We start from the raw sequence: 21,571 nt of genomic DNA on the forward strand, positions 1-21,571 counted from the left end.
GCTATCGCCCACGATAGCGGTTTATTTGGGGGGCGTCAGCCCCGCACACCGTCGCGGCTAAGTCTCCGGCCAAAAGCCGGTAGCGTGGCGCGACCACCCTCTTTGAAGGCGTTTTCCCATTTTTTCGCTTGGCCGGAACGGACAAAAGAAAAAATAGGCGAAAAACGGCGTCTCAAAGGGGGTGGTCGCGCGTAGCGGGCGACGGTGTGCCGCTGTTGACGTTGGGGGTTTTGGCGCGGCGTCCAGCCACGACATTACCCCCATGCACAAGTTCATAAGGGCGTCCAGCCCGCTTGAACTGGCGCATGCCGTTCGGGCCGGGAAGTATAACCTCCCGGCGCATGGTCGCAACGCGACCACTTCATGAGCCCCATGCTTTCGCCCCGCCTTTTCGCCCAACACCGTGGGGCGAATTGATGGGGCGATGCCGTGGGGCGAGTTGCAGACGAAGGAGGCATCATGATTTTGAATAAGCTTGCCGTTTCACCGTCGCCGATAGTGAATGGCATGCTGGCATTGATTGCTTTTACGCAGCAGCATCAGCTGATGCTGGCATTATTATCGGGGCTGACGATACCGTTTTTCGCGTCGATGAAAAGCGATGAGCGGCAAAAAGCCCCGTTCTGGCAAAAGCTGATTATTGCTTTTGCCATGCTGTGTTTTCTTTTCGGTACGATGGCCCCGGTTGTTATCGGGATTTTTCAGTGGCTTTATCAAGGCCGGATAGTCGCCAGCATTCGCGTTATGGCATGGTCGGTGCTGATTGCTTTTACCGTAGCGGGTTTTATTTTCCATATTCTGCTGCGTAGGGTATTAACGCCAGAATTGGACAAAATAAAGAAACGGCTCGTCAAAAAGTCAACGCTTGAGCGGGAATTACGCACCGATGTGCGCACGGTGAAATCGTTACTGCCGGAAACGTTGCATTATGATCCACTGGATTACATCGACTTGAGCAAAGGTATTTTTATCGGGATGGACCGGGATAAACTGCCGATGTACCTCCCGTTAAAAGACTGGCAAAAACAACATGCGGATATTATCGGCACTACCGGTGCCGGTAAGGGGGTGGCTACCGGGATATTACTTTATCAAAGTATCCTGGCCGGTGAAGGAGTTTTTGTCATGGACCCCAAAGATGATGAATGGGCGCCGCATCTTTACCGGAAAGCCTGTGAGGATGCAGGCAAACCCTTTGCCTTAATTGACTTGCGAAAACCTGCATACCAGTTAAACCTGATTGAAAATATTACGTCTGATGAACTGGAAGAACTTTTTGTCGCCGGGTTCAGCCTTGCCGAGAAAGGCCAGGAATCTGACTTTTACCGCATTGACGATAGAAAAGCGGCTCGCATGGCGGCGCAATTCATCAGTCACCATCCAGACTCAACCATCCGTGATATTTATAACGGTAATTATGTTCAGGGTATTGCGGAAAATATCAAAGCCTTTTTTGGCAAAATTGAAGAACTGGCATTATTAAATGCCATCAATGCGCCGAAAGGATTCTCACTTAACCAAATATTTGGTGAAGGCGGCTGCTGTTATGTCATCGGCTCCATGCGAAACAGCAAGATTATTACCGCACAACGAATGCTGCTGGTTCGCCTGTATCAGTTAGCGGAAAGACGGGACCGGGTAAAAGAAGCGCCCCGGCCCATTGCGATTTTCCTTGATGAACTGAAATACCATTTATCCAAACCGGCGCTGGAAGGACTGGGGGCTGCGCGGGATAAAGGCGTGCATATCATCATGGCGCATCAGTCTGTCGCCGATTTGAAAGACTGCCCGGCGGATTTAAAAGGTGACGCCGTTGTCGGCGCAGTCGTTGAGAATGCCAAATTCAAACTGGTTTATCGTGTCATGGACCCCGATACCGCCGAATGGGTGGCGAGGATGTCAGGCACCATATTAGTGGATGATGAAGTCCGTAAAGCGAAAACCGATACGGTGCTGACAGAGACCATCGACAATGAACGCACAATCAGACAGGCGGAGCGTTTCTTTATTGACAGCAATATGATCCTAAACCTGCCCGATTTTGTCAGTTTCATCTTTACGACCAAACGACTCCCATCAGCATCATTAATTTCACCGATCAAGGTGAAAAAACGCGAGCTTAAAATATTTACTGTTTCTCCTGAAATTTCCGCTTCGGCGGCATCGGTAAAAGTCTCGCTGGATTTCAGTGAGGAAGAAAAAACACCCGTACCCACAACATCAACGCCGAATATCATGGCAACCCGGCCCGATCTTTTCTTCACGGATGAAGACAATAAAGCCACAAAGCCTACGCCTGACGAAGAAGAAAAACTGTCCCTTCTCGATTTTTAGGAGCCTAAATGCTTATCGCCACGCATAGCGAGCGCACCGCACGCAATAGCGAGAAAATAAAGAGACTGCTGAATTTCCTGAAAGAAGAAACCTACAGCGATTTTAAAACGCTGATGCTGCTTTTCGGCTTCAGGGATCACAAGTCGTTATACACACTGCTGTCAAAAGTCGAGGGAATGGGGCTAATACAAAAGCATGTGTTGGGATCACGGACGATGAAAGTTTCATTGTGGGGAATAACCAGTGATGGGCTGGCCGTCGTTTTAACTCCCGATGATGCCATTTTCCCGGCGCGGTTTGAGCCATCAAAAGTTACCGGCTGGACGCTGGAGCATCACTTTGATAATCAGGTGGCCCGGATCATCCTTGAGAAAAAAGGCGCTACCGGATGGATAAACGGTGATCATACGACCTTCCTCAACCGCTATCAGGTCAGTCACCGTCCGGACGGGCTGATCACCCTCCCCGGCGGAACCGTCATCGCCATTGAGACTGAGCGCCGTCTAAAAACCAAAGCCCGTTACCAATCGATCATTGCCAGCCACCTGCTGGCGCGCACCAATAAATACTGGATTTACGTTTTTTATCTCGTGCCCGACCAGCAGAAAAAACGCGCCATTGAACTGCTGTTCGACAGCATAAAACACGTTATCGTTAACCATCAGCATATCCCGCTGGAAGCCCGTCACCGTCATGTTTTTCGTGTCTATACCCTCGACGAACTGCACCAACTGGAGCTGCATCACTACGCTTAAGCCAGTGCTTTTTGTGCTGGCAGGTTTACCCATACGGTAAGCCTGCCGCGTGGTTGATTGATGAGTAATTACTTAAGGTATATACTCACAGTATGCACAAAAGAGGAGCACGACCATGAAACACAGAGTCAGCGTTACCGTGGACAAAGACAATTATCAGGTTCTGAATGCTGCCGGCGTCAATATTTCTGGTCTGGTGAACGGCAATTTTCAAGGTAGTTGTCGTTTTTTTTACGCCACCTGACGCTCTTTTTCCGGGTTCAGTGACACTGATACCACAGGGTCCCAGTTCCTTGTTTCCCTGGACCAGCGTGTCGGATTTTGTCTCCGGGCTTCCTCATACAGTACTTTGCGCCGTGCCAGGATCTCGACATCTCGCTGCTGATGCTTTTCATCCGGCGTCACGTATCGAAGCCCACTGTGACGATGTTGTTTGTTGTACCAAGCCACGAACTCATGAACCCATTTGCGCGCACTGTCCAGGCTACTGAAGCCGCCTTGTGGCCATTGTGGGCAATATTTTAGCGTACGGAACAGCGATTCTGAGTAAGGATTATCATTGCTGACGCGTGGTCTACTGTGCGACGGCATCACACCCAGGTCATATAGCTTTGCCTGCATCGTAAAGCTTTTCATCGGGCCACCGTTATCCGCATGCAACACGAGTTGATCGCCACGGCATTTTTCAACCCACACCGCTCGTTGCAACAACATCGCGGCGTATTGGCCTGATTCTTTTTCATACACCTCTGCGCCCACCACTTTACGACTGAACACATCCATTATCATGTACAGGTAAAAGCGGTGTCCCACCACTGCTGACGGCAAGTGGCTTATATCCCATGACCAAAGCCGGTTGGGTGCCGTTGCCGTGTAGCTCTTCGGTTTTACGTATGTGCCGTGGGCTTTCGCCCGGCCACGATGATGGCCTAATCCTTCAGCTTTCAGTACCCGATAAAAACTAGATTCTGACGCTATATAGATCCCCCTATCTGCGAGAGCTGGCACTATCTGGCACGGCGGCTTATCGGCATAGTCCGGGTCTGAACACACCTGTAGGATGCGTTGTCGTTCTGACTGCGAGAGCTGATTAGCCGGGGCTGAACGTATTGCCCCGGGTCGCTTGTCTTCGTGAATAACGCCATTGTGCTGCCATCGCTGCAACGTGCGGACCGATATTCCTGCGGTTTCACAGGCCCGGTGTTGGCGGGCACCGTTGCTGATAGCTTCATCTATCAGTGCAATATATTGCAGCCGCTCTGGGTATGAGGTCATTCGTCCTCGCCGTCGTCCCAGAGGGCTGTCAACTTTCCCCGCAGCACCAGAAGCGCAGCGGCCTCGGCCAACGCTTTATCTTTGCGTCTGAGCTCTTTTTCAAGCTGCCGGATGCGGTTTTTTTCGGATCGAGCCGCTTTCTGAACATCGGCCAGTTGTCGGTGTTGCGGCTGGTTGGCAGCGAGACAGTTTTGTTTCCACATACTGATTTGTTCTGTGTAAAGCCCATTTTCGCGACAGTATATGCCAAGTTCATATTCTGACAGGGCGGCGGTTTCCAGCAAGATGGTGAAGATATGCTCCGGAGATCGGGTTTCAGTCGAGTCCTCTTTCGGTGTAATAAGTCCTTCCATTTCAAGCTGCTTTCGCCATTGTTGAACGGTGGCAACACCGGCACCAATATCATCAGCTACCTGACGAAGCGTCCAATTATAAGGCGGTAGTAAATGCATGATGGCTCGTTCTCTGAGTTCATCGGCAATACGTGGTCTGGCCATATTAAATATCTCATGCCCCCTGATGAAAAATTGAGGCGACAACTACCCTGACACTAGGGGGAAATCAGTGATCGCAATCAGCGAAATACGCAAAAGAGCGGTATATCTCCCGTCACCAGAAAATACAGTAAGCACCGATAATCCGAAATGTGAATGTATGATTAAAGCCGCATTCCTTTGCGGCTTCCTCTATTTCCGTTCAAACCTTCTCCATCAGATAACGATGTGCTTTTGATGCCACGCTGGCGGCTTTGAAAATATAGCGTTTATCGTTTTTCAATGCTTTTAGCCAGGAAGCGATATAGCTCTGGTGCTGAACCTCCCCGACGATCCCCAGATCCGCCATCAGGAACGCGTTTCCCAGTTCGGCGATCAACTCCTCAAAAGCATATTCCTCACTGCCAAACTTCCCTTTCATTTCACGGTTCAGACGATTTTTTGCACCGCTCCAATGAACCAGTTCATGCAAGCCAGTGGCATAAAAATTAGCAGCATCAGAAAAAAGGCGGCGCTCTGGCAGCCAGATTTCATCGGTTGAGGGCATGAAAAAGGCGTTTTGCCCTTTCTCGATGATGTTTGCGCCACTGCTCCGAAACAGGTTTTCAGCCTGTGGCAGCGCATCGAACATCTCTGCTGAATTACCCAACTCAGTCGCCAGGGGCAAGCCGTCAATCTGTTCAACATTAAACACCGTGAACATTTTCAGCATCGGGATATGTTCGATCCCGCCTTCGTCGTTTTCCTTCTCCAATGTGGTGTAGAAAATGGCGGTCGTGCCGTGCTCGCCCTTACGAACCTGTGCACCTTCTGCCCTGGCCTGTTTGTATGTCATCCAGCGGGGATCACTGAATCCCTGTTCTGATGCACTGCACCACAGCAACATGATATTCATCCCGCTGTAAGCTGTGCCAGTAGCGTAGTTGGAAGGCAACCCGGACATGCCCGGCACGCGCTGCCACGGACACACCCAGGGCTTAACTCCGGCTTCCAGTGCGGTAATGATGTGGTCGGTGACGGTCTGATAAATATCGGTTGTGGTTTTGGAAAATTTCGTTTTTGAGGAGCCTGACAGGTCCAGCGGGGATACGCTGGTCGCCGCTGCGGTGTTAGGGGCGCTAGTCTGAGTATGCAGGGAAATAGTCATGATTTTTCTCCGTCAGTGGTGTGATTTTCGTCTTCGTATCGCCTGACGGTTCGCTTTCCCGGCATCGTTCTGGCCCGCAAGGGCGCAGCATGCGTGCACTTCACCCTTGCGGGACGGGTTGTGTTGGGAAACGATTAACCGGAAGCGAATACGGGAACGGAAAGCACGCGGGAGATAAAATCTGTCGCTGCATACCAGAACGTAGCACCCCTTGCTCCGCAGCGGTGAAACAGGGTTGGGCTGGAAGTGGCAGTTGGTTACAAAAGATAAATTTTCACCTGCTTCACTAATCTGATCCGAACGCTTTCGCCCCCCCCTCCGGGCCAACACTGTGGGGTGTAGCCCCTCCGGTTTTTAGTACCACTGCCAATGAGGCTCTCCGGTCAGTCTTTGCCCCCTATACGCTCAGACAGCGCAAACGATATTATCTTACCGCCTGGTGAGCTGGTAATATGCGTTGGTCCCATTGCCGATAAGGATCGTTCAGTGCCTGCTCATAACAATTATGGTGTGGTCGGCTCACCTAATAGCTCAGTCTCTCACCCTGATGGACATGCTTGTTATGGCCGGGTTCCCGAGATTAAGTCAAAAGGTGATTATATTCCTGCTGGCAACATTTTCTTGCGTGTGGGCAGGCATACAGGTCCTAACAAAGGTTTCGGTGTTCGACATATCTGGGCGGAGCATGAAAGCGAGCTAGTCAAATTAGGGTATATGACTGTAGATGATGTCGCGCTGTTTGTGCGTGATATTGTTAGACCTGGGGTGCCTATATACTGTGAATTCAGTAGCATAAGTGGACGACACAGGCCAACAGTCTTAAAGTCATCTATAGGAATAGTGATTCTTGAACCGAAAGAAGCACCTGAAACTGATTCAGGCTGGATATACGTCGTTGTAACAGCATATACACGCCGAACGGCACATGGTGTTTTAGTTGGCAAGATAGAATAAAAAACGGGCGCTAAAAAAGCGCCCTTATAAGTTTGTTGGTAGTCGCAGCATTTCCTTAGCACTTAGGGTTCAGAAACCGACTCTTGTCGTAACTACCCGGCAGGTGACCAGCCACCTGACTGCCCGGCACAGAAGGCCACTTTCTGGTTGATGCCCCCTGAGAATGCTCTTGCAGTAAGGTAATTGTAGCCCGTATGGCGCAGATATTCAACTAAAGGTTGAATGCAGATTAAAGGCTAACTTTTACCGACCGTATCTCAAACCTTTCCGGCGCGAGGATTTCTGTTAATAGGTCGTCGTTCATACTGTCTTTGGACTAAGGTCGTAACTAATCGGCTTCAATAATTTTAATAAACCACCTGGGTATTTCCTCACGCGCGTCATCTGAACTCGTGTAAACGGGAATGCAGTGCCAAAACGCATAAAGCGTGTCGACTAAAGCATTGAGCTGGTCTTCGCTGACAACCAGATCATCATGATTTGTATACTTCCAGTCAGCAGCATCCTGCAGGTTACGCCGGAAGTACTCTGGATGGGTGTTTCTGAGCGCCATAAACGATTTGCCACTACCGTGCTTATAGACATTGACAATATTTCCATATGTGACAAGCAAAGGGTAGAACGGCTGGGAGGTAATGGTGATCCCCAGAGATTCAAGTAGCTCGATCAGTGTCGGCAAATTGATTTCCCAGATTTTGTGCTCAATACGTTCGCGGTCAATCCAGTGTTGCAGCTCCTTTACAACCCATGCACGCAAATCTTTATCCCAGCGGTGATAAAGGCCAGAAAGTATCGCCAGATAAACATCGGCCTGCATATCATCCAGCATCAGGCCGTAGTTAATGCCTTCATGGTAGGCTTGTTCTGCAATTGCTCCGACATCATCAACATCTGGATTAAAGTGCAGTCCGGCTTCTTCATACCATTTATCGCTGTGGCGGTGTGCTGCGCCTTCTATGTCAGCGAAATGAGGAAATATTAGTTCTCTAGCCTGTGTGACGTAAAAAGTATATCTTTCCAAGATATAGTCTCTATCCATTGAGGCTAAATAAAAGGTTGTCCATTTTTGGACGTGTCCATTCGTGGATTCCTGACTCATTATTTATACCCTTAAATAGGGATTAATACTTATATTAAAGCGATTCAGGGTTATTTTATTAATGTTCCTTACCCCACAGTTCAGCCTTTACTAGCTGATTCCAGACCATTTTTAATATTTGACCTGTTTGCTGATTTACAAACAGCGATGATCGTGCTCCGTGAGGGTAGCCCAATATCTGTCCCTTCATATTTTCCCATGATGGAGAAAACTCAGTATCTTTCCAGTGTGGTATTTCTCGTTCAAGCAAAAGCCCTAAAGCAGTTCGGCTTGGCACAGTGCCGTCCTCACAAAACTTGTTGACCCATTTACATTTTATCAGGAGAGGTACGGCCCCCTCAGCGTGTAAAACTATTCCATCAATTTTATTAATGGTGAAATCTGCACAAGGATGTCGCAAAGAGTTAATTGATTTAATCAACTGATCAACACCATGGGGATAGGGACAGGTTAAAATTCCATTTGCAAGATATACAGAATGATCCAAATTTCTGAAAATTCCATCCTGCATTGGGACCATGGGGGCATAATTTTTGGGGTCTGTTTCTAACATAAATGGATGCCATGCCGGATAACCGTCAACAAAGGGACCGCACTCCTGAGAAATTTTAGCTAACGTCGTTCTAATATGGGATCTTTGTTTTGAAGTAGCCTCATACGGTGTCAATTGCTTCACCGCCATTTCATAGCCATTTTCTATGGCATCGTCCGCTCTAAAGGCCATGGAGCTTTCCTCGATAACAAATAATAAAGCACACTATATCCATATTGCGCACATAAAATCAATGTTAGCGTATTATTTATTTTTTATGCATTAAATTGAATTTTTGTGTGTGACTTTTAACTATACCCCAATTAAGTGCCTCCCAGTAAACAGGACTAGGCTAAACTGGGGTTGTCTGACCTTCCTTTCCTTTACAAAAGAGGCAAGCCAGCCATGTAGAAGGCCCGCTATACGAAGAACAAATCGCTTTATGCGGGAGAAATCAAACACTCTCTACTAAGTCCCCCAACGTCACCATCAGCATCATCGAATCAATCGGCGAAGGCTCAAACCTCACCCGCAGGTAAAATTCCCGTGCCTCAGCAGACAGCGCGTGAACCAACATCCCACGAATACCGATAATCTCCGCCACCTGAATCACCCGCAGCCCGGCATCTCGCACCAGCGCCCGTCCGACGCCCTGACCGTGCAATGATGTATCTACCACCAAACGGCCCAACACCGCGATCGGGATCAGATCAGGCATATTGCGGCGTAAGCGTCCAGGCGCGGCAGTTGTCATCACTGCACTAGAAGCCAATGAGTAATACGCCATCACCTTCGAGTCGTCGCAGCAGACGAACGTTCGGGATGCGCCGGTTAGCTGATTTTTCATCGCCCGCTGTTTTAGCCAGTTGTCCATTGAATCCACGCCGCAACAAAAAAAGGAGAGAATATGCCCGGCGTGAAGGGGCTCAGGGGCTAAGATCACTTTTTCTGTTCCCACGGAGCGGGCGTTTGCATGGTTTTACGCAGCGCGGCGTTGGGTGCGGGAGCTTGATCCAGACGGACAAGAAATTCCTGATAGGCGTCCGGGTCCGCCATAATGATGTGCTGCTCGATCAACGCTTCCTCTGCGGCGGCGTGCGCGGCCTCCAGCACAAAGTCAGTGCGGTTTTTCCCTTTAGCCTTCGCCGCACGATCGATAAGATCGCGCTCGGCAGGCTTGATGTGTAAATTCAACGTCTCACACTTGTCAGAAACGTTGTTTGTCACTGGCATAATGAAATCCCCCGACTTGTCCTCTGGATATCAATTATCCAGCACATGTAACGCTAATGTCATTACGATTTACAGATAGCATGGGGAATCGAACCAAAGAAACTAACCGGACACGACGACAAGTGCAGCGCCCCCCACCCTTTGATCTACATACTATAAAGCGGGTCAATCTGCGGGTCTTGACAACCCGCGGGAATAAAATTTATGATGGAATTCAACTTAATAGAAAACTGAATGACCCCGAGTCCGGGCACCAATCATTCAGAAACGGACGCCCTTTGGCGTCCGTTTTGCTTTATAAAGTCAACAAGTTATCCCCTTCCGGTTGTCTACTGCTATCCGTTAAAATCTACTGGCAGCGCCTCCTATTTGTTGGTAAAAATGTTGGTAATCTCAGTTCGATGGGATTTTTACCAACATTTGCACAGGAGGCTTGCTATGCGCTTAACTGATATTGCTGTAAAAAACGCCAAGCCTTCCGACAAGCAGATCAAGCTATCAGACGGTAAAGGCCTGTATCTTCTCGTTCATCCCAACGGCTCTAAATACTGGCAAGCTGCTTATCGCTATGATGGTAAGCAAAAAGTCTTCTCAATTGGCACTTACCCTACCGTATCACTCGCAGAAGCTCGTACAAGCCTCTTAGAAATGAAATCTCTGTTAGCTAATGGTGTTGACCCGTTGCAGCAAAAAAAGGCTGTAAAAGCTGAGGAGCGCGGAGATTTTACGTTTGAAACTGTAGCGCGGGACTGGCACAAAAAAATGTCAGTTAGTGAGCGCTGGATACCTCAGCACAGCGAACGGATTTTAAACAGCCTCATTAATCATCTTTTCCCTACTATAGGCTCAAAAGATATCACCAAGTTGACTACGCGCGATCTTCTGCTTCCTCTTCGTAAAATTGAGGGCAAAGGCCAGCACGAAACGGCTTCACGCCTGAAACAACGTATTACAGCTATCATGCGTTATGCTGTCCAAGAAGATATGATTACCCATAATCCAGCCAATGAACTTGGCGGCACATTAATCACACCTAAAAGAACGCATTACCCAGCACTTGAACTTGAGCAGATACCCGATCTACTTGCACGTATTGATGCCTATAATGGCCGTAGATTAACGGTATTGGCTTTAAAGCTCACTATGCTTGTATTCATCCGGTCAAGTGAACTACGATTTGCCAGATGGTCGGAAATCGACTTTAAAAATGCGTTATGGGTTATTCCACCGGAAAGGGACGAGATCGACAATGTTAGATTTTCTGAGCGAGGATCTAAAATGCGAATACCTCATTATGTGCCGTTAAGCCTTCAGGCTATTGAAATATTAAAAGAGCTAAAAGAGATTAGCTATGATATTAGCAATGGTGAGGGATTGATATTCATCGGTTGTCATGATTATCGCAAACCCATGAGCGAAAATACGGTTAATAAGGCATTGCGACTTATGGGCTATAACACTCAAACTCAAATTTGCGGACATGGTTTCCGCACTATGGCTTGTAGTAGTTTGGTTGAATCAGGTATATGGGCTGAAGACGCTATAGAAAGACAAATGAGCCACAAAGAGCAAAATAACGTTCGAGCGGCTTATACTCACAAAGCAAAGCATATTACGCAACGTAGGCTAATGCTTCAATGGTGGGCTGATTATCTGGACGCAAACAAACAAATGCACATTATGCCTTTTGAGTTCGCAAAAAATTTATAGGAGGATTTATGGATACTGTGATTTTCAATAACAATGAAGATGCGTATAAAGAGTGGTTAAATGATAATCCTGAAGGATACGTTGTTAACCTGTTAGAGACAGTCAAAGGTACGGAAAGGAAATCTGACATAAATAGCACATGCATCCACCGTGTGAATTGTTTCTCGATTAACCCTTTAGTGTCAGATAAAGAAAAAACTGGATTTACAACAGGTCAGTATCAAAAAATATGTTCTTTATCAGAGGAATCTGCATATACAAAAGCTAAAGAACTTACAGGAATGAAAATGATCAAACACTGTTCTTTTTGTTTTAAACGTGTAGATATATAACTGTGAATACTAAAAATTAGAAGAGGCTTCAGCCTCTTCTAATTTAATTTACAGGCTCCGGAAAAGCGCATAAAAAGAGCCAGTCAGTTGCTTAACTGACTGGCATTACCTGGATATAGGCTGTATTTTTACCCACCGTATCTACGTAATACCCCCTGCACCAAAACTCCCTGTTTCTGTATTTAAATTTCAGTTCACCAAACTGCTCATAAAGCATCAGGCTACTTTTTCCCTTCAGGTATCCCATAAAACTCGACACACTTATTTTTGGGGGGATCTCCAGAAGCATATGGATGTGATCCACGCAACACTCCGCCTCCAGAATGTTCACATTCTTCCATTCACATAACTTTCTTAATATGCTGCCTATCGCCCTACGTTTTTCTCCATAGAACACCTGCATTCGGTACTTCGGTGCAAAAACTATATGATATTTACAGTTCCATCGGGTATGCGCTAAGCTCTTTTCGTCCCTCATTGGGATCCCCTTTCGACTTCTTGTTTAACTTTTGCAGTTGCCAGACCGCAAGGTGTTTTAACAAATCAAAAGGGGTTTTTATAACCGGCTTATAGCTGAAAGCTTTACGGAACCCCCAGCCTAGCTGGGGGTTTTCTGTGCACAAATCATAGCAGGCAGTGAATGTCTGCTGTAATGCCATAACATCAGTCTGCCGGATGGATATCGATATAGTATTCCTTGCCCTGCTCAAACTGATTGAAAGCGTCGGGGTTAGAGATATGCATCTGCAACTGCCCACCGGGCGTGTACTTTGACCAGGTTTCATTTTCTGCACTGCCGGAAGTTACAGCCCCATATGAACAACGCGGGATGAATCATCTTCTGCCTTCTGAATGAAATGGCAGATGAATTTTGCTTTAACGGACATGGGTTATTACCTCGGTTTCTTTGAATGAATACGTTATTTCGCTACCACACCCTGCGCTTGCATAAGGCACATACGCAATCAAATACAGATGCTCTTTTAGTTCTTGCTAGGATTTATTGTGCGGCTGAGTACAAACTAGCCGACCTTGGTAACGATGGCGGTCTTGACTTTCCTGTGCAAGCGTATAATTTACTATTAACATTGTTTTTTAAAGTAAAAATCATGGGATGGAAAACAAAGACAGCTTTATGTATTTTGGTGATTGCTGTTGCCGACTTTGGTTACGGATATTATCGTTGGCATACAGGACCTACGTGCGATGAAGTCACCTACGAAGAGGTGATTGACGCTGTAAGAAACGATCTGGTTAAATATCAAGTTCCACGATGGAAAGAATTCCAGGCAGATAAACTTGGTACCGACAAACCGGAGATCAGCTTCAGTAAAGGCGCATCATATACATCCGGAGATGTCTATAGTATTTCTGTGACTGTATCTGGACCACTGGAAGGACACCATACGGTTGCCATGTATATTTGCAGACTAGGTGGCGTTGAATATTCAGCCGGAACCAGAATTTATTGAGCTCATCCAACGATGAAAAGCAGCCACGCAAATCGTGACTGCTTACTCTGTTTAGAACAGACATCCATCTTTTGTCAACGATTCCCCATTCCGCCCATTTTCATTGATTATCAAATCGCCGGGAATATGGATCTTGTAGGGGGTTCCACCGAGCTCACGCAGTATCGTCGTTGACCACTCACCTAACGCATCGCGATGTGTACTGGCGTTAGCGTTGTATGTGTCACCACTCGTGTTAATCGTACCGTTATAATTCCAGCTACCATCGGCAGACACATTAAGTGTACCGTAAGTGGTCATGTTGATGTGACCGAGATACGCAGCTATAAAAAAACTGTCATTCATTGTGTTTCGGGGGAATTTGGAGTCAATCTCAAAGCTCCCAATTCCCCCACCGTTGATAATATCCATTATCTCAGGAATTTCGGTGACGCTGATATTGAAACCAACATCGTTTATATTTATAGACCTGTCTGTCCCATCCCCAAATACATAATGGCGGAACGCATCAACTGGAGCGAGCAATCCTTTCACTAACTCCCCCGCTCCTGAACTATTAATGAAATCAGATAACGAGTTGGAAATTGATTCATATTCGTTATACAGATCTTCCAAAATGTTTTGATTTTGTGAATTATCATAGAGAAAACTTTCACTACCCGTTTTAATAACACAATCGCTAGTGGGATAGGAAACACAGGTCAATAAAAATCCATTTTGTTGCGACTTACACAAAAAAGTACCATCAGACTGCTCCACCGAGCCACTTACAAGTATTGCGGCGCAGGTAGCACACGCTCCTGCTCGACAGGAGTAAGGCAACTCGATTCCCTGCCGTTCGGCAGCGTTTAATATTCGTTCATCATCTGAACATTCAAACTCATTACCAGTCGTGATATCCTGAATTCGGTAAACTGTCATTTTTTTACTCCATAACTATTGTTGAAAGATCGGTGAATTGGTTATTGCCCCGTAGGATTGCTCACACGTCAGGCCCGCTACTCTTGCCCGGTCAGCGTACGCTGCCAGCTCTCCCGCTCTGTCGTCAGCGCGCTGGAGCATGTCGGCGAGCAATATGCCGGTACTGGTTCTTGCCGCGCCTGCGGCGGCAGTTGCGGATATGCGGCCGGTTTCACTTGCTGCGAACTGGCGCCTGATTGTTGCGATGGTGTCGCGCAGGCTGTCAGCAGCAGACTGAGCACTAGCAGCATCAGTCTGTGCCTGTTCAATTTCACGTTGCGCATTAGTCGATATCGTATTGATCGCTTCCTGTCGTCGCCGTTCTTCCTGGCGCTCATCAGATTGTCGTTTTGCCAGCGCTTCAGCATCTGCTGTATTGCGCTGGTCCCACTTTTGTTGCCACGCAGCATTGGCATCATTCCGACCGGCTGTATATCGCCAGTGACTGAATCCCCAGATCAAAAAAGCCACCAGCGTTATTAGTGCCAGTGGCTTCCAGTATTTTTTTAGTAGTGCCGTAACGATTGCGCTCATACCAACACCCGCCGCGCCAGATCAAAACGCTCGCGCCTGTCGTCTATTCCATTCCGCCCGCCGTTAATAACCAACGTTACACGTTCAACGTCGGCGGCGTATTGCCCCAGCCGTTTTGATTTCCAGAACCAGCCAGCAGAACGTATGGCGTTAATATCCTGTTCCAGTAGTTCCGGGGATGTGACTAAATCCAGCGCCAGACCGTTACCACACGACCGGTAATTATCTAACCCGGTAATCTGAATCAGACCACGCCCGCGAAATTTCCAGCCATCAGCCTGTGATTTGTTGCCCAGCCGATTGGAGTAAACCAGATTAGCAATGGCAGCCTGGTTGGCTGGGTGCACCGATGTTCGACCAAGCATATCTGCCTGATACTGAGTGATACGTTTACCGAACGTCGCCACCAGCGCGGCGGGCGTGTAATTCAGCGACTCAACGATGCGAGAGAATCCGCCGGACTCATGCCCCACCTGTGCGATAAATTGCGCTTGATCGACTGGAGTAGAGATGCTGAATTCATCAAATGTTGCCTTTAGATGTGGAAACCATCGCGCAGCTAACCCGGCGCTGATGTTAGCCGCCTTTTGAAACTGATCTTTTGTCATAATGATTATGCCTGCGGGTTGTCGCCAGTCTTGTTGCCAATGGCGCGGCGGAGAATAGAACTGATGTAGTCAATGCCGAGGAAACCGATAAATACACTCCCTATCGATGCCCATGACGAATCCCAGCCGAGAGCCGCCAGTCCATCATTGATGTAATAGGCCACCAGCGAACACATAGCCGCATCAAGTAGCCGGCGAGGCCAACTGTCTCGACCAACGTATGCCCCACGCAACAGCGCCATAACCGCCGCAGCTGTGGAATAACCGACCTCTTTCTGAGAAAACCACGCAATAATTTGCGCCCACTGGTCGGGGTTTTTGTCCGGCATCTTCATATCCTTACCTCCCCAATGGTCGGCGCTGAGTGTGATTTACGGGAAAAGAAAAAGGCCCTGCCGTAGCAGAGCCTTGAATATTGCCTATGCGTGGAGTTACTTAACGCATAGTGATTTGGGTTAACACATTAGGCGGCGACCAATTCCAGACGCTTACCCAGTAAGGTGAGCGCTTTCTGAATTGTGTCTATTTTCGTTGAGTGATGCAGGTCAAACAGCCGTGTCACTTCCTGCTTTTTAACCCCCATGCGCGACGCCAGCTCAACCTGAGTTAAGCCGGAATCAATAAAGGCATTCAGCATAAGCACTTTTGCCGCTACGCTGGCTGGCACCTCTACGTAGTCACCGGTAATTTCTCCCAGCAGCGGTACGCGCTGGTTATCCTCGAAGTAAAAATCAAAGGACGTCACCAGCGCATCAAGTGCCATCGCCAGCGCTTCTTTTCGCGTATCGTCCTGAGTTAGCGCTTTCGGGATATCCGGGAACGAAACCATATAGCCGCCCAAATCCGGGTCTAACTCTAAATTTACTGGATATCGCATATCGTTATGATGAATCTCCGCGAGTACCAGCCCCGCAGGGCTGGTTTGTTATTTCAGGCCAAGCTGCTTAAGTATGGCCTTTCGCAATGGTTCTTTTCTCTCAGCGCCGGGGTGTCTTGGCATTACTCTTCGTTTCCCGTTGTATCTCAGTTTCAGATAGTTAGTACCGTTTGAAACTTCAACTCCCTGAGATTCAAGCCACCGCCTGAACTCGCTTTGCTTCACCATTCCTCCATTCTGTTGAACATGTGATTACTTAAAGGAGGGTGTTTTTTCTGTGTCAGTTGAAATTTTTCTATTTCCAACTCCACACCAGATCTATCGCTTCTTTAACCGTTGCCACTGAGCCTGGTTTTGTATCCCGCGCGTTGATACCACTTCGGATTAGTTGGATTCCCAGAGTGACGCACCTGGAATTCACAAGCTCATTGTGTTGAGACTGTCATGTTGCGGCTCCTTCTTGGATTGAACCACTTCTGGAACGACTCACACCGTTAAACGCACGGTGCGTAGCAGCCAGTACGGGTGATTAGACTGGGGCGGCGTCAACCGCCCCAAGTGGTGATTACTTCACTTCAACATCAATCATGGGAGGAATATAACCGTAGTCATACTCTTCAAGCACGAAGGTCTGTACGCCTTTCAGTTTGATCTGCACCGTCGGGGCTTCCGTGCCACCAATGCGATAGGTTTCTTCGCCCGTAGGAACGGAATCAATGAAAGAGGTCACCAGACCGTTAGGCATTACGTAGTGCGAATAAGTCTGGTAGGGCTGAGAAGGCGGGTTACCCAGCACCAGACCGGAACCATTCAGCGGCACATACGGTCCGAACAGATCCTCACTCACAAAACCGTACACGCCGTCAGGCCCGGTCAGCCCGTCGCCATAGGTATATTTATGACTGATAGTGAATAGATAATATTTCCCATCCTGGAAAACAAAGTGCGGGCGCTCGGTTTGATCGTTGACACCGACCGCCGTCACCAGCGGCGGCAGCAATTCCCAGTCGTCGCCATCCTCATCCCGGCAAATGGCAATACCGACGCAACCGGTCTGGAAACGCGAGTTACCAGCGTCTTCATAACCCGGCGGAACATCGCCCAGCTCATCCGGGCCGACGACATGCGTACCACGCACGCCGGCAACATTGCCTTCAAACAGCATATACAGCTGGCCGCTTTTCGGATCGCGGAACGGGCACGGATCGCGGAAGGCCCAGTACGGGTTCTGGCTTTCGGTCTGATACATTTTCCCGTCGGCCTCGAACAGCGATTTGACTTTCTTGAATCCCACCATTTCCACGCCATTTTCGGTGGTCACCACGCGTCCACGTACTTTTACGATGGTCGCACCCGGCGTCACCGCCGTGTAGTAAAGATCCACGTCGCCACGCTCGTTCAACAGGATCGGTGTTCCCGCCCATTCACGCGTGGTGGGCGAAATCCCCTCTTCCATTACGCGTCCGCCCATGATCCAATCTTTACCGGTACGGGAGAACCAGAAGTACATTTTTGCCCGTCCATGGCGATCGTTCCAGTCGCGGGTAATGTCATAATTGCCCTCTTCGTCCAGGTATTCGGGATCGGTTGAGTTGCGATCGGCGGTCAGGGTGAAAATCACGGACCAACCGTTAACCGAGGCGATATTGCCGTCCATATCGCGTAACGGCATGGTATCCCAGATAAATACCTCATCGCTCATGACCGGAAAATCACCACGAACCAGCGGCTGAGTGGTGGTCGGGTCATTTTCGTTGACCTTTAACGCATCAGCACGCGACCAAATCGTGGGTTTATGCGGCTGAGCAGATTTAAGGGAAGTTTTTTTACCTTGATTAATCGTATTCATAATATGTCTCGCTCTATAAAAAAATAAAACCCGCCCGAACAAATAATGATATTTGCTCAGCTTCGGGTTGTTTGGAGGCATTACGTTTATAAAAAACAGGCGTAATACCGGATTTAAAAAGAAAACAAACAGATGCAATCCGCAGAATAGCGGACAACATAAAACTGCAATAAACAATATTTCACTACGCTATCTCTTGCATGTCCTCCTTAATAAACAAGTTAAAGACGATATAAATTCACAATAAAAAAGGCGCCAGGCGCCTTTAAAATCATTTATTTATTTTCTTATCATTTTCATCACGGCCATTAATAAATCTCAATATACCGTAACGAATCTGTTTTACGCCGATAAAGCCAATTATTCCTCCCAACGCGGGCGTCAGCGTTTTTGGCAAGGAGTAATACTCAAGCGATGCAACCGCCGTCAGCGTCAATGCCCCACATAGCGCGGCTTCCAGCAACATCCTCTGCCAACTGCCACCGGTGTATGCAACACGGAGTATCGCGATGAAAACAGCCAATAATACGCCACCGGTGGGGACATCTCCACGCCACCAGGACTGTATTAATTCATAAGCGCCTGCCCAGCTGAAGATATTCATTTGCATACTTACCTTCCGAAAAGCGAGTAGTAAAATAAGACAAGTCTTATTCAAGACGTTATTTAAGCCATAAAAAAAGCCCCGAAAAAATTTCGGGGCTTAAATAAAAAAACCTGCCATCGGCAGGTTTTTGCTGTTCTCCATCAGAGAGAACCGAATCAATAAATCTCCATCATGGGAATAAATTTAACCATTTTCAGACACGAATGCAAGCCTTAATTTAAAAAAATTGATCTTATTTTTATATGTTATCGTGACGATGAAGTGATCACTGAAAATAACTGTTCCGCCGCACCAGCTTCCTGATGACAATGCGCGACCAGAGAGTCATAAAATACCTTCCAATTCCGCGACCATGTCCGCTGGGTTAAATCAGGCGCCAGCGTTTTTATTACTTTATACACTGCCGCCGACGTCGGTGGTTTCAATCCAGAACCACCACAGCGGGGACACATTTTTTCTACCGTTTTTCCGCTGGCTTTTGACGCCATCAGGTCGGTGATCTTTCCTCTGCCGCCACAGCGGCAACGATACAACGGATCGTCCGCAGTTCTGCAATATTGCTCAACCGCCATTTTTGCCAGCAAGACCATGCAATGCGCCTTCTGACGGCCCGCCGCTTTCCCCACCAAAGCCGGCGCCCGCTTGAGTGCAAACCGGGCAATGCCTTCTATCGCCCTGTTCCGTTCTTTAGGATCCTTGTCGTAACGGGCCAGAATCAGACTCAGGCCTAACGCCTCGCGCGCTTGCACCATCCCCAACGCCAGCAGAATATCGCTGTCGCGGTTCTTCGCCGCAGGCGTTGGCGCGGCCCGGCTGACGGGCCGGTCGCCACCACTCGGCCGGTAGCCATACGACGGCATGGCTTCTCGGCAGGTAAACATTGCCGAGGCCGATTTGGGGCCGCACAGGCTAAGCGCATGTTCAATATTCATTATGGGAACCTCCTATACCACCTAACATTGTTATCTCCGATAAGCGACCCGAACGCCGGGAATAAGCCCAACCGCATTGCCACATCCAGCCAGGTTTACCGTACTCCCGGATACGTACCGCCATAACCAGCGCAGGCAACGATTCTGCTTAGGTAACGCTACTGTCATTGCGTCAAAAATCAGGTCATTTTTTTGTTGATTTTATCCGCTATAAAGCAGACTATAGACAACGAAAATCAACAATACAATGAATAAATCAACATAGTGTTTATTTTTAAGTTGGTGAAAATGACAGAGCTTAGCGAACGCCTGCGCTACCTGATGCGCGAAGAAAAAATGAAGCAAAAGGATTTGGCGGAAATGATTGGCACCTCGCCGCAGACGGTGAATAACTGGTTAAAACGCGGCACGCTGAGCCGTGAATCCGCACAGGCCATCAATGAAAAAACCGGTTATTCACTGGACTGGTTGCTTAATGGTGTCGGTCAGCCGAAACCGGGAAGCAGTAATTTCAAGGCTTCCCGCCTGCATGTGACCGAATGGGAAAGCACCGATAACGATGACGACGAATTTGTGGAAGTATCGTTACTTGGCGTCCGGCTATCCGCTGGCGGCGGCGCGTATGATATTGATGAAGATGAAGTCTATGCCCTGCCTTTTCGCGCTCACACGCTGCGACGGCTGGGAATTCGGGTTGAAGATACCCGGGTGGTGACGGTGATGGGCGATAGCATGGAACCCAAACTGTCGGATGGCGATAAAGTTGCCGTCAATCTCTCGGATCGCCAAATCCGGGACGGCAAAATGTACGCCATTCGCATGGGAGAATTGCAGCGCGTCAAAGCACTCATCAAACGTCCTGACGGCAGTATCATTGTGCGCTCTTACAACCCGACGTATGGCGATGAGATTGTCACCAAAGAACAGATTATCAACGGTGAGCTGGCCGTGATTGGGCGCGTATGGTGGGTATCCGCGCTGGTATAAGCCACGCGGTCATAGAGAAACCGCTGACCGGGTAGTGGTGGCGCCGAACGGATGTAAATCCTCATCGACAATCCAGTGCGGATAGCCAGATAGCGTAAAAAAGCCGATGAATTTTTCAACAATACAGAAACGTGGTGACATCATGCGGTCTGAGCAGATAGACCCCTTTGAACCGACGACCGGCGTAAAACTGCGGCGTCAGATCGGCCAGCAACTCCAGTTCAAAAGTCTGTTTGGTGCAGTCTAATGCCACCATCCTGGCATCAAGAAAATCAAAGTAACGTTTGACCTGTGGATACAGCGCCTTGAACAGGCTCTCTTTGGCAGAAAAACTCAACGTCAACAGGCAGCGGAATGCTTCCTCCCGTTCGTGAAACCATTGATATTCTTCTTCATCAACAATACCCGGCCAAAGAGATTGCGCCCGCGCCTCGGACATATATGCCTCAATATCCACCCCGACGCAGGAGAGTGCATCACTTTGGAGATGCGCAGCACACAAGACGCTTTCCGCATGGTGGCTCAAAGAGCCGGTAATATTCTCAGGCCACTGCGGAGAACGATCGTCACCGCTATTCAGGACGAAATTCGCATACCCCAGTTCACGCAGGACATGTCTGGCCAAATACCGTCCAGCCAGATACTCGGCGCGACGTTTGGGTACAGAACGCTCAAGCGCCTCTGAAAAAGGGATACCGGCTTGAGAAAACAAGGCATCGGAATAAGCAGACAAACGGAAATGACAGCGAGCGACAATACCGGGATATGTGGCGCCATCCATTGCCTGCGGGAAAGTTATCCATTCAACATCATCAATAAAAGCAGAAAGCATGTCAGGTTACTCTTGAAGGGGAAATCACACTCAGGGCAATCCAGCACC

General features: G+C 48.4%; 26 protein-coding genes. 8 read left to right on the top strand and 18 right to left on the bottom strand.

Going from position 1 to position 21,571, the window contains the following annotated elements:
- Positions 1-459 precede the first annotated feature (459 nt).
- The 3 genes from DDT52_RS16365 (at position 460) to DDT52_RS16375 (ending at position 3,333) form a co-directional block, all read left to right on the top strand.
- Positions 460-2,334: a type IV secretory system conjugative DNA transfer family protein gene (locus DDT52_RS16365; protein ID WP_136157299.1), complete on the top strand. Its 1,875-nt coding sequence runs from the start codon at positions 460-462 to the stop codon at positions 2,332-2,334.
- A gap of 8 nt (positions 2,335-2,342) precedes the next feature.
- Complete coding sequence (mobC, locus tag DDT52_RS16370; RefSeq protein WP_136157300.1) at positions 2,343-3,089, top strand: MobC family replication-relaxation protein; 747 nt, start codon at positions 2,343-2,345, stop codon at positions 3,087-3,089.
- 115 nt (positions 3,090-3,204) lie between these two features.
- A complete protein-coding gene (locus tag DDT52_RS16375) occupies positions 3,205-3,333 on the top strand; it encodes a type II toxin-antitoxin system CcdA family antitoxin (RefSeq protein WP_247595567.1) in 129 nt (42 codons plus the stop codon).
- On the opposite strand, the gene DDT52_RS16380 is transcribed toward DDT52_RS16375, so the two are convergent.
- Positions 3,321-4,861, bottom strand: a protein-coding gene (locus DDT52_RS16380) for an IS3 family transposase (RefSeq protein ID WP_425591560.1) whose coding sequence is annotated in 2 segments (ribosomal slippage) — positions 3,321-4,402 and positions 4,402-4,861 — 1,542 coding nt in all. Because the reading frame shifts where the segments join, the coding sequence is not laid out codon by codon here. The genes DDT52_RS16375 and DDT52_RS16380 overlap by 13 nt on opposite strands.
- Positions 4,862-5,060: 199 nt before the next feature.
- Positions 5,061-6,005: an ArdC family protein gene (locus tag DDT52_RS16385; RefSeq protein ID WP_136157301.1), complete on the bottom strand. Its 945-nt coding sequence runs from the start codon at positions 6,003-6,005 to the stop codon at positions 5,061-5,063.
- A 486-nt stretch (positions 6,006-6,491) separates the two neighbouring features.
- Here DDT52_RS16385 and DDT52_RS16390 point away from each other — a divergent pair, with 486 nt between their 5' ends.
- Positions 6,492-6,959 carry a hypothetical protein gene (locus tag DDT52_RS16390; RefSeq protein WP_210732730.1) on the top strand — a complete coding sequence of 156 codons (468 nt, stop codon included), beginning with the start codon at positions 6,492-6,494 and terminating at the stop codon, positions 6,957-6,959.
- 328 nt (positions 6,960-7,287) lie between these two features.
- On the opposite strand, the gene DDT52_RS16395 is transcribed toward DDT52_RS16390, so the two are convergent.
- The 4 genes from DDT52_RS16395 to DDT52_RS16410 form a co-directional block, all read right to left on the bottom strand.
- Positions 7,288-8,058 (bottom strand): hypothetical protein, encoded by a 771-nt coding sequence (locus DDT52_RS16395; protein ID WP_136157302.1) that lies wholly within the window; start codon positions 8,056-8,058, stop codon positions 7,288-7,290.
- A 58-nt stretch (positions 8,059-8,116) separates the two neighbouring features.
- Complete coding sequence (locus DDT52_RS16400; RefSeq protein WP_136157303.1) at positions 8,117-8,782, bottom strand: hypothetical protein; 666 nt, start codon at positions 8,780-8,782, stop codon at positions 8,117-8,119.
- Between the two features lie 262 nt (positions 8,783-9,044).
- Complete coding sequence (locus tag DDT52_RS16405) at positions 9,045-9,533, bottom strand: GNAT family N-acetyltransferase (protein WP_136157304.1); 489 nt, start codon at positions 9,531-9,533, stop codon at positions 9,045-9,047.
- A complete protein-coding gene (locus tag DDT52_RS16410) occupies positions 9,530-9,823 on the bottom strand; it encodes a type II toxin-antitoxin system TacA family antitoxin (RefSeq protein ID WP_136157305.1) in 294 nt (97 codons plus the stop codon). The genes DDT52_RS16405 and DDT52_RS16410 overlap by 4 nt, the downstream gene beginning before the upstream one ends.
- 438 nt (positions 9,824-10,261) lie before the next feature.
- Between DDT52_RS16410 and DDT52_RS16415 the strand changes: the two genes are divergently transcribed.
- Positions 10,262-11,533 (top strand): tyrosine-type recombinase/integrase, encoded by a 1,272-nt coding sequence (locus DDT52_RS16415; RefSeq protein ID WP_136157306.1) that lies wholly within the window; start codon positions 10,262-10,264, stop codon positions 11,531-11,533.
- An 8-nt stretch (positions 11,534-11,541) separates the two neighbouring features.
- Entirely contained in the window at positions 11,542-11,865 is a 324-nt protein-coding gene (locus DDT52_RS16420; RefSeq protein ID WP_136157307.1) for a hypothetical protein, read from the top strand.
- 91 nt (positions 11,866-11,956) lie between these two features.
- Here the strand turns inward: DDT52_RS16420 and tnpA are convergent, their stop codons facing one another.
- The gene (gene tnpA / locus DDT52_RS16425; protein ID WP_136157308.1) at positions 11,957-12,343 is read right to left on the bottom strand and encodes an IS200/IS605 family transposase; all 387 of its coding nucleotides are present in this window, start codon (positions 12,341-12,343) and stop codon (positions 11,957-11,959) included.
- Positions 12,300-12,524, bottom strand: a complete 225-nt coding sequence (locus DDT52_RS20980; RefSeq protein ID WP_168709794.1) for a hypothetical protein — start codon at positions 12,522-12,524, stop codon at positions 12,300-12,302. Before DDT52_RS20980 ends, tnpA begins: the two co-directional genes overlap by 44 nt.
- A gap of 252 nt (positions 12,525-12,776) precedes the next feature.
- Here DDT52_RS20980 and DDT52_RS16435 point away from each other — a divergent pair, with 252 nt between their 5' ends.
- Positions 12,777-13,337, top strand: coding sequence for a YebF family protein (locus DDT52_RS16435; protein ID WP_136157309.1), 561 nt, complete (start codon positions 12,777-12,779; stop codon positions 13,335-13,337).
- 51 nt (positions 13,338-13,388) lie between these two features.
- Here the strand turns inward: DDT52_RS16435 and DDT52_RS21395 are convergent, their stop codons facing one another.
- The 9 genes from DDT52_RS21395 to DDT52_RS16480 form a co-directional block, all read right to left on the bottom strand.
- A complete protein-coding gene (locus DDT52_RS21395) occupies positions 13,389-14,258 on the bottom strand; it encodes a lipid II-degrading bacteriocin (protein WP_136157310.1) in 870 nt (289 codons plus the stop codon).
- 15 nt (positions 14,259-14,273) lie between these two features.
- Positions 14,274-14,831, bottom strand: coding sequence for a DUF2514 family protein (locus tag DDT52_RS16445; RefSeq protein ID WP_136157311.1), 558 nt, complete (start codon positions 14,829-14,831; stop codon positions 14,274-14,276).
- A complete protein-coding gene (locus DDT52_RS16450) occupies positions 14,828-15,439 on the bottom strand; it encodes a glycoside hydrolase family 19 protein (RefSeq protein ID WP_136157312.1) in 612 nt (203 codons plus the stop codon). Before DDT52_RS16450 ends, DDT52_RS16445 begins: the two co-directional genes overlap by 4 nt.
- A gap of 5 nt (positions 15,440-15,444) precedes the next feature.
- Complete coding sequence (locus tag DDT52_RS16455; RefSeq protein ID WP_425591561.1) at positions 15,445-15,768, bottom strand: phage holin, lambda family; 324 nt, start codon at positions 15,766-15,768, stop codon at positions 15,445-15,447.
- Positions 15,769-15,902: 134 nt separating this feature from the next.
- On the bottom strand, positions 15,903-16,316 hold the full coding sequence (locus DDT52_RS16460; protein WP_136157314.1) for a type II toxin-antitoxin system HicB family antitoxin: 414 nt from the start codon (positions 16,314-16,316) through the stop codon (positions 15,903-15,905).
- Between the two features lie 48 nt (positions 16,317-16,364).
- A complete protein-coding gene (locus tag DDT52_RS16465; RefSeq protein WP_136157370.1) occupies positions 16,365-16,541 on the bottom strand; it encodes a type II toxin-antitoxin system HicA family toxin in 177 nt (58 codons plus the stop codon).
- A gap of 340 nt (positions 16,542-16,881) precedes the next feature.
- Positions 16,882-18,165, bottom strand: coding sequence for a glycoside hydrolase family 68 protein (locus tag DDT52_RS16470; protein ID WP_136157315.1), 1,284 nt, complete (start codon positions 18,163-18,165; stop codon positions 16,882-16,884).
- 271 nt (positions 18,166-18,436) lie between these two features.
- A complete protein-coding gene (locus DDT52_RS16475; RefSeq protein WP_109053928.1) occupies positions 18,437-18,775 on the bottom strand; it encodes a phage holin, lambda family in 339 nt (112 codons plus the stop codon).
- 242 nt (positions 18,776-19,017) lie between these two features.
- Positions 19,018-19,704 (bottom strand): antitermination protein Q, encoded by a 687-nt coding sequence (locus DDT52_RS16480; protein WP_136157316.1) that lies wholly within the window; start codon positions 19,702-19,704, stop codon positions 19,018-19,020.
- A gap of 288 nt (positions 19,705-19,992) precedes the next feature.
- On the opposite strand from DDT52_RS16480, the gene DDT52_RS16485 reads away from it, so the two are divergent.
- Positions 19,993-20,691 (top strand): LexA family transcriptional regulator, encoded by a 699-nt coding sequence (locus DDT52_RS16485; protein WP_136157317.1) that lies wholly within the window; start codon positions 19,993-19,995, stop codon positions 20,689-20,691.
- A gap of 115 nt (positions 20,692-20,806) precedes the next feature.
- Here the strand turns inward: DDT52_RS16485 and DDT52_RS16490 are convergent, their stop codons facing one another.
- Positions 20,807-21,523, bottom strand: a complete 717-nt coding sequence (locus DDT52_RS16490; RefSeq protein WP_136157318.1) for a 4'-phosphopantetheinyl transferase family protein — start codon at positions 21,521-21,523, stop codon at positions 20,807-20,809.
- Positions 21,524-21,571: the final 48 nt, after the last annotated feature.

It is taken from the genome of Brenneria roseae subsp. roseae (assembly GCF_003115845.1).
GTDB classification, from domain to species: Bacteria; Pseudomonadota; Gammaproteobacteria; order Enterobacterales; family Enterobacteriaceae; genus Brenneria; species Brenneria roseae.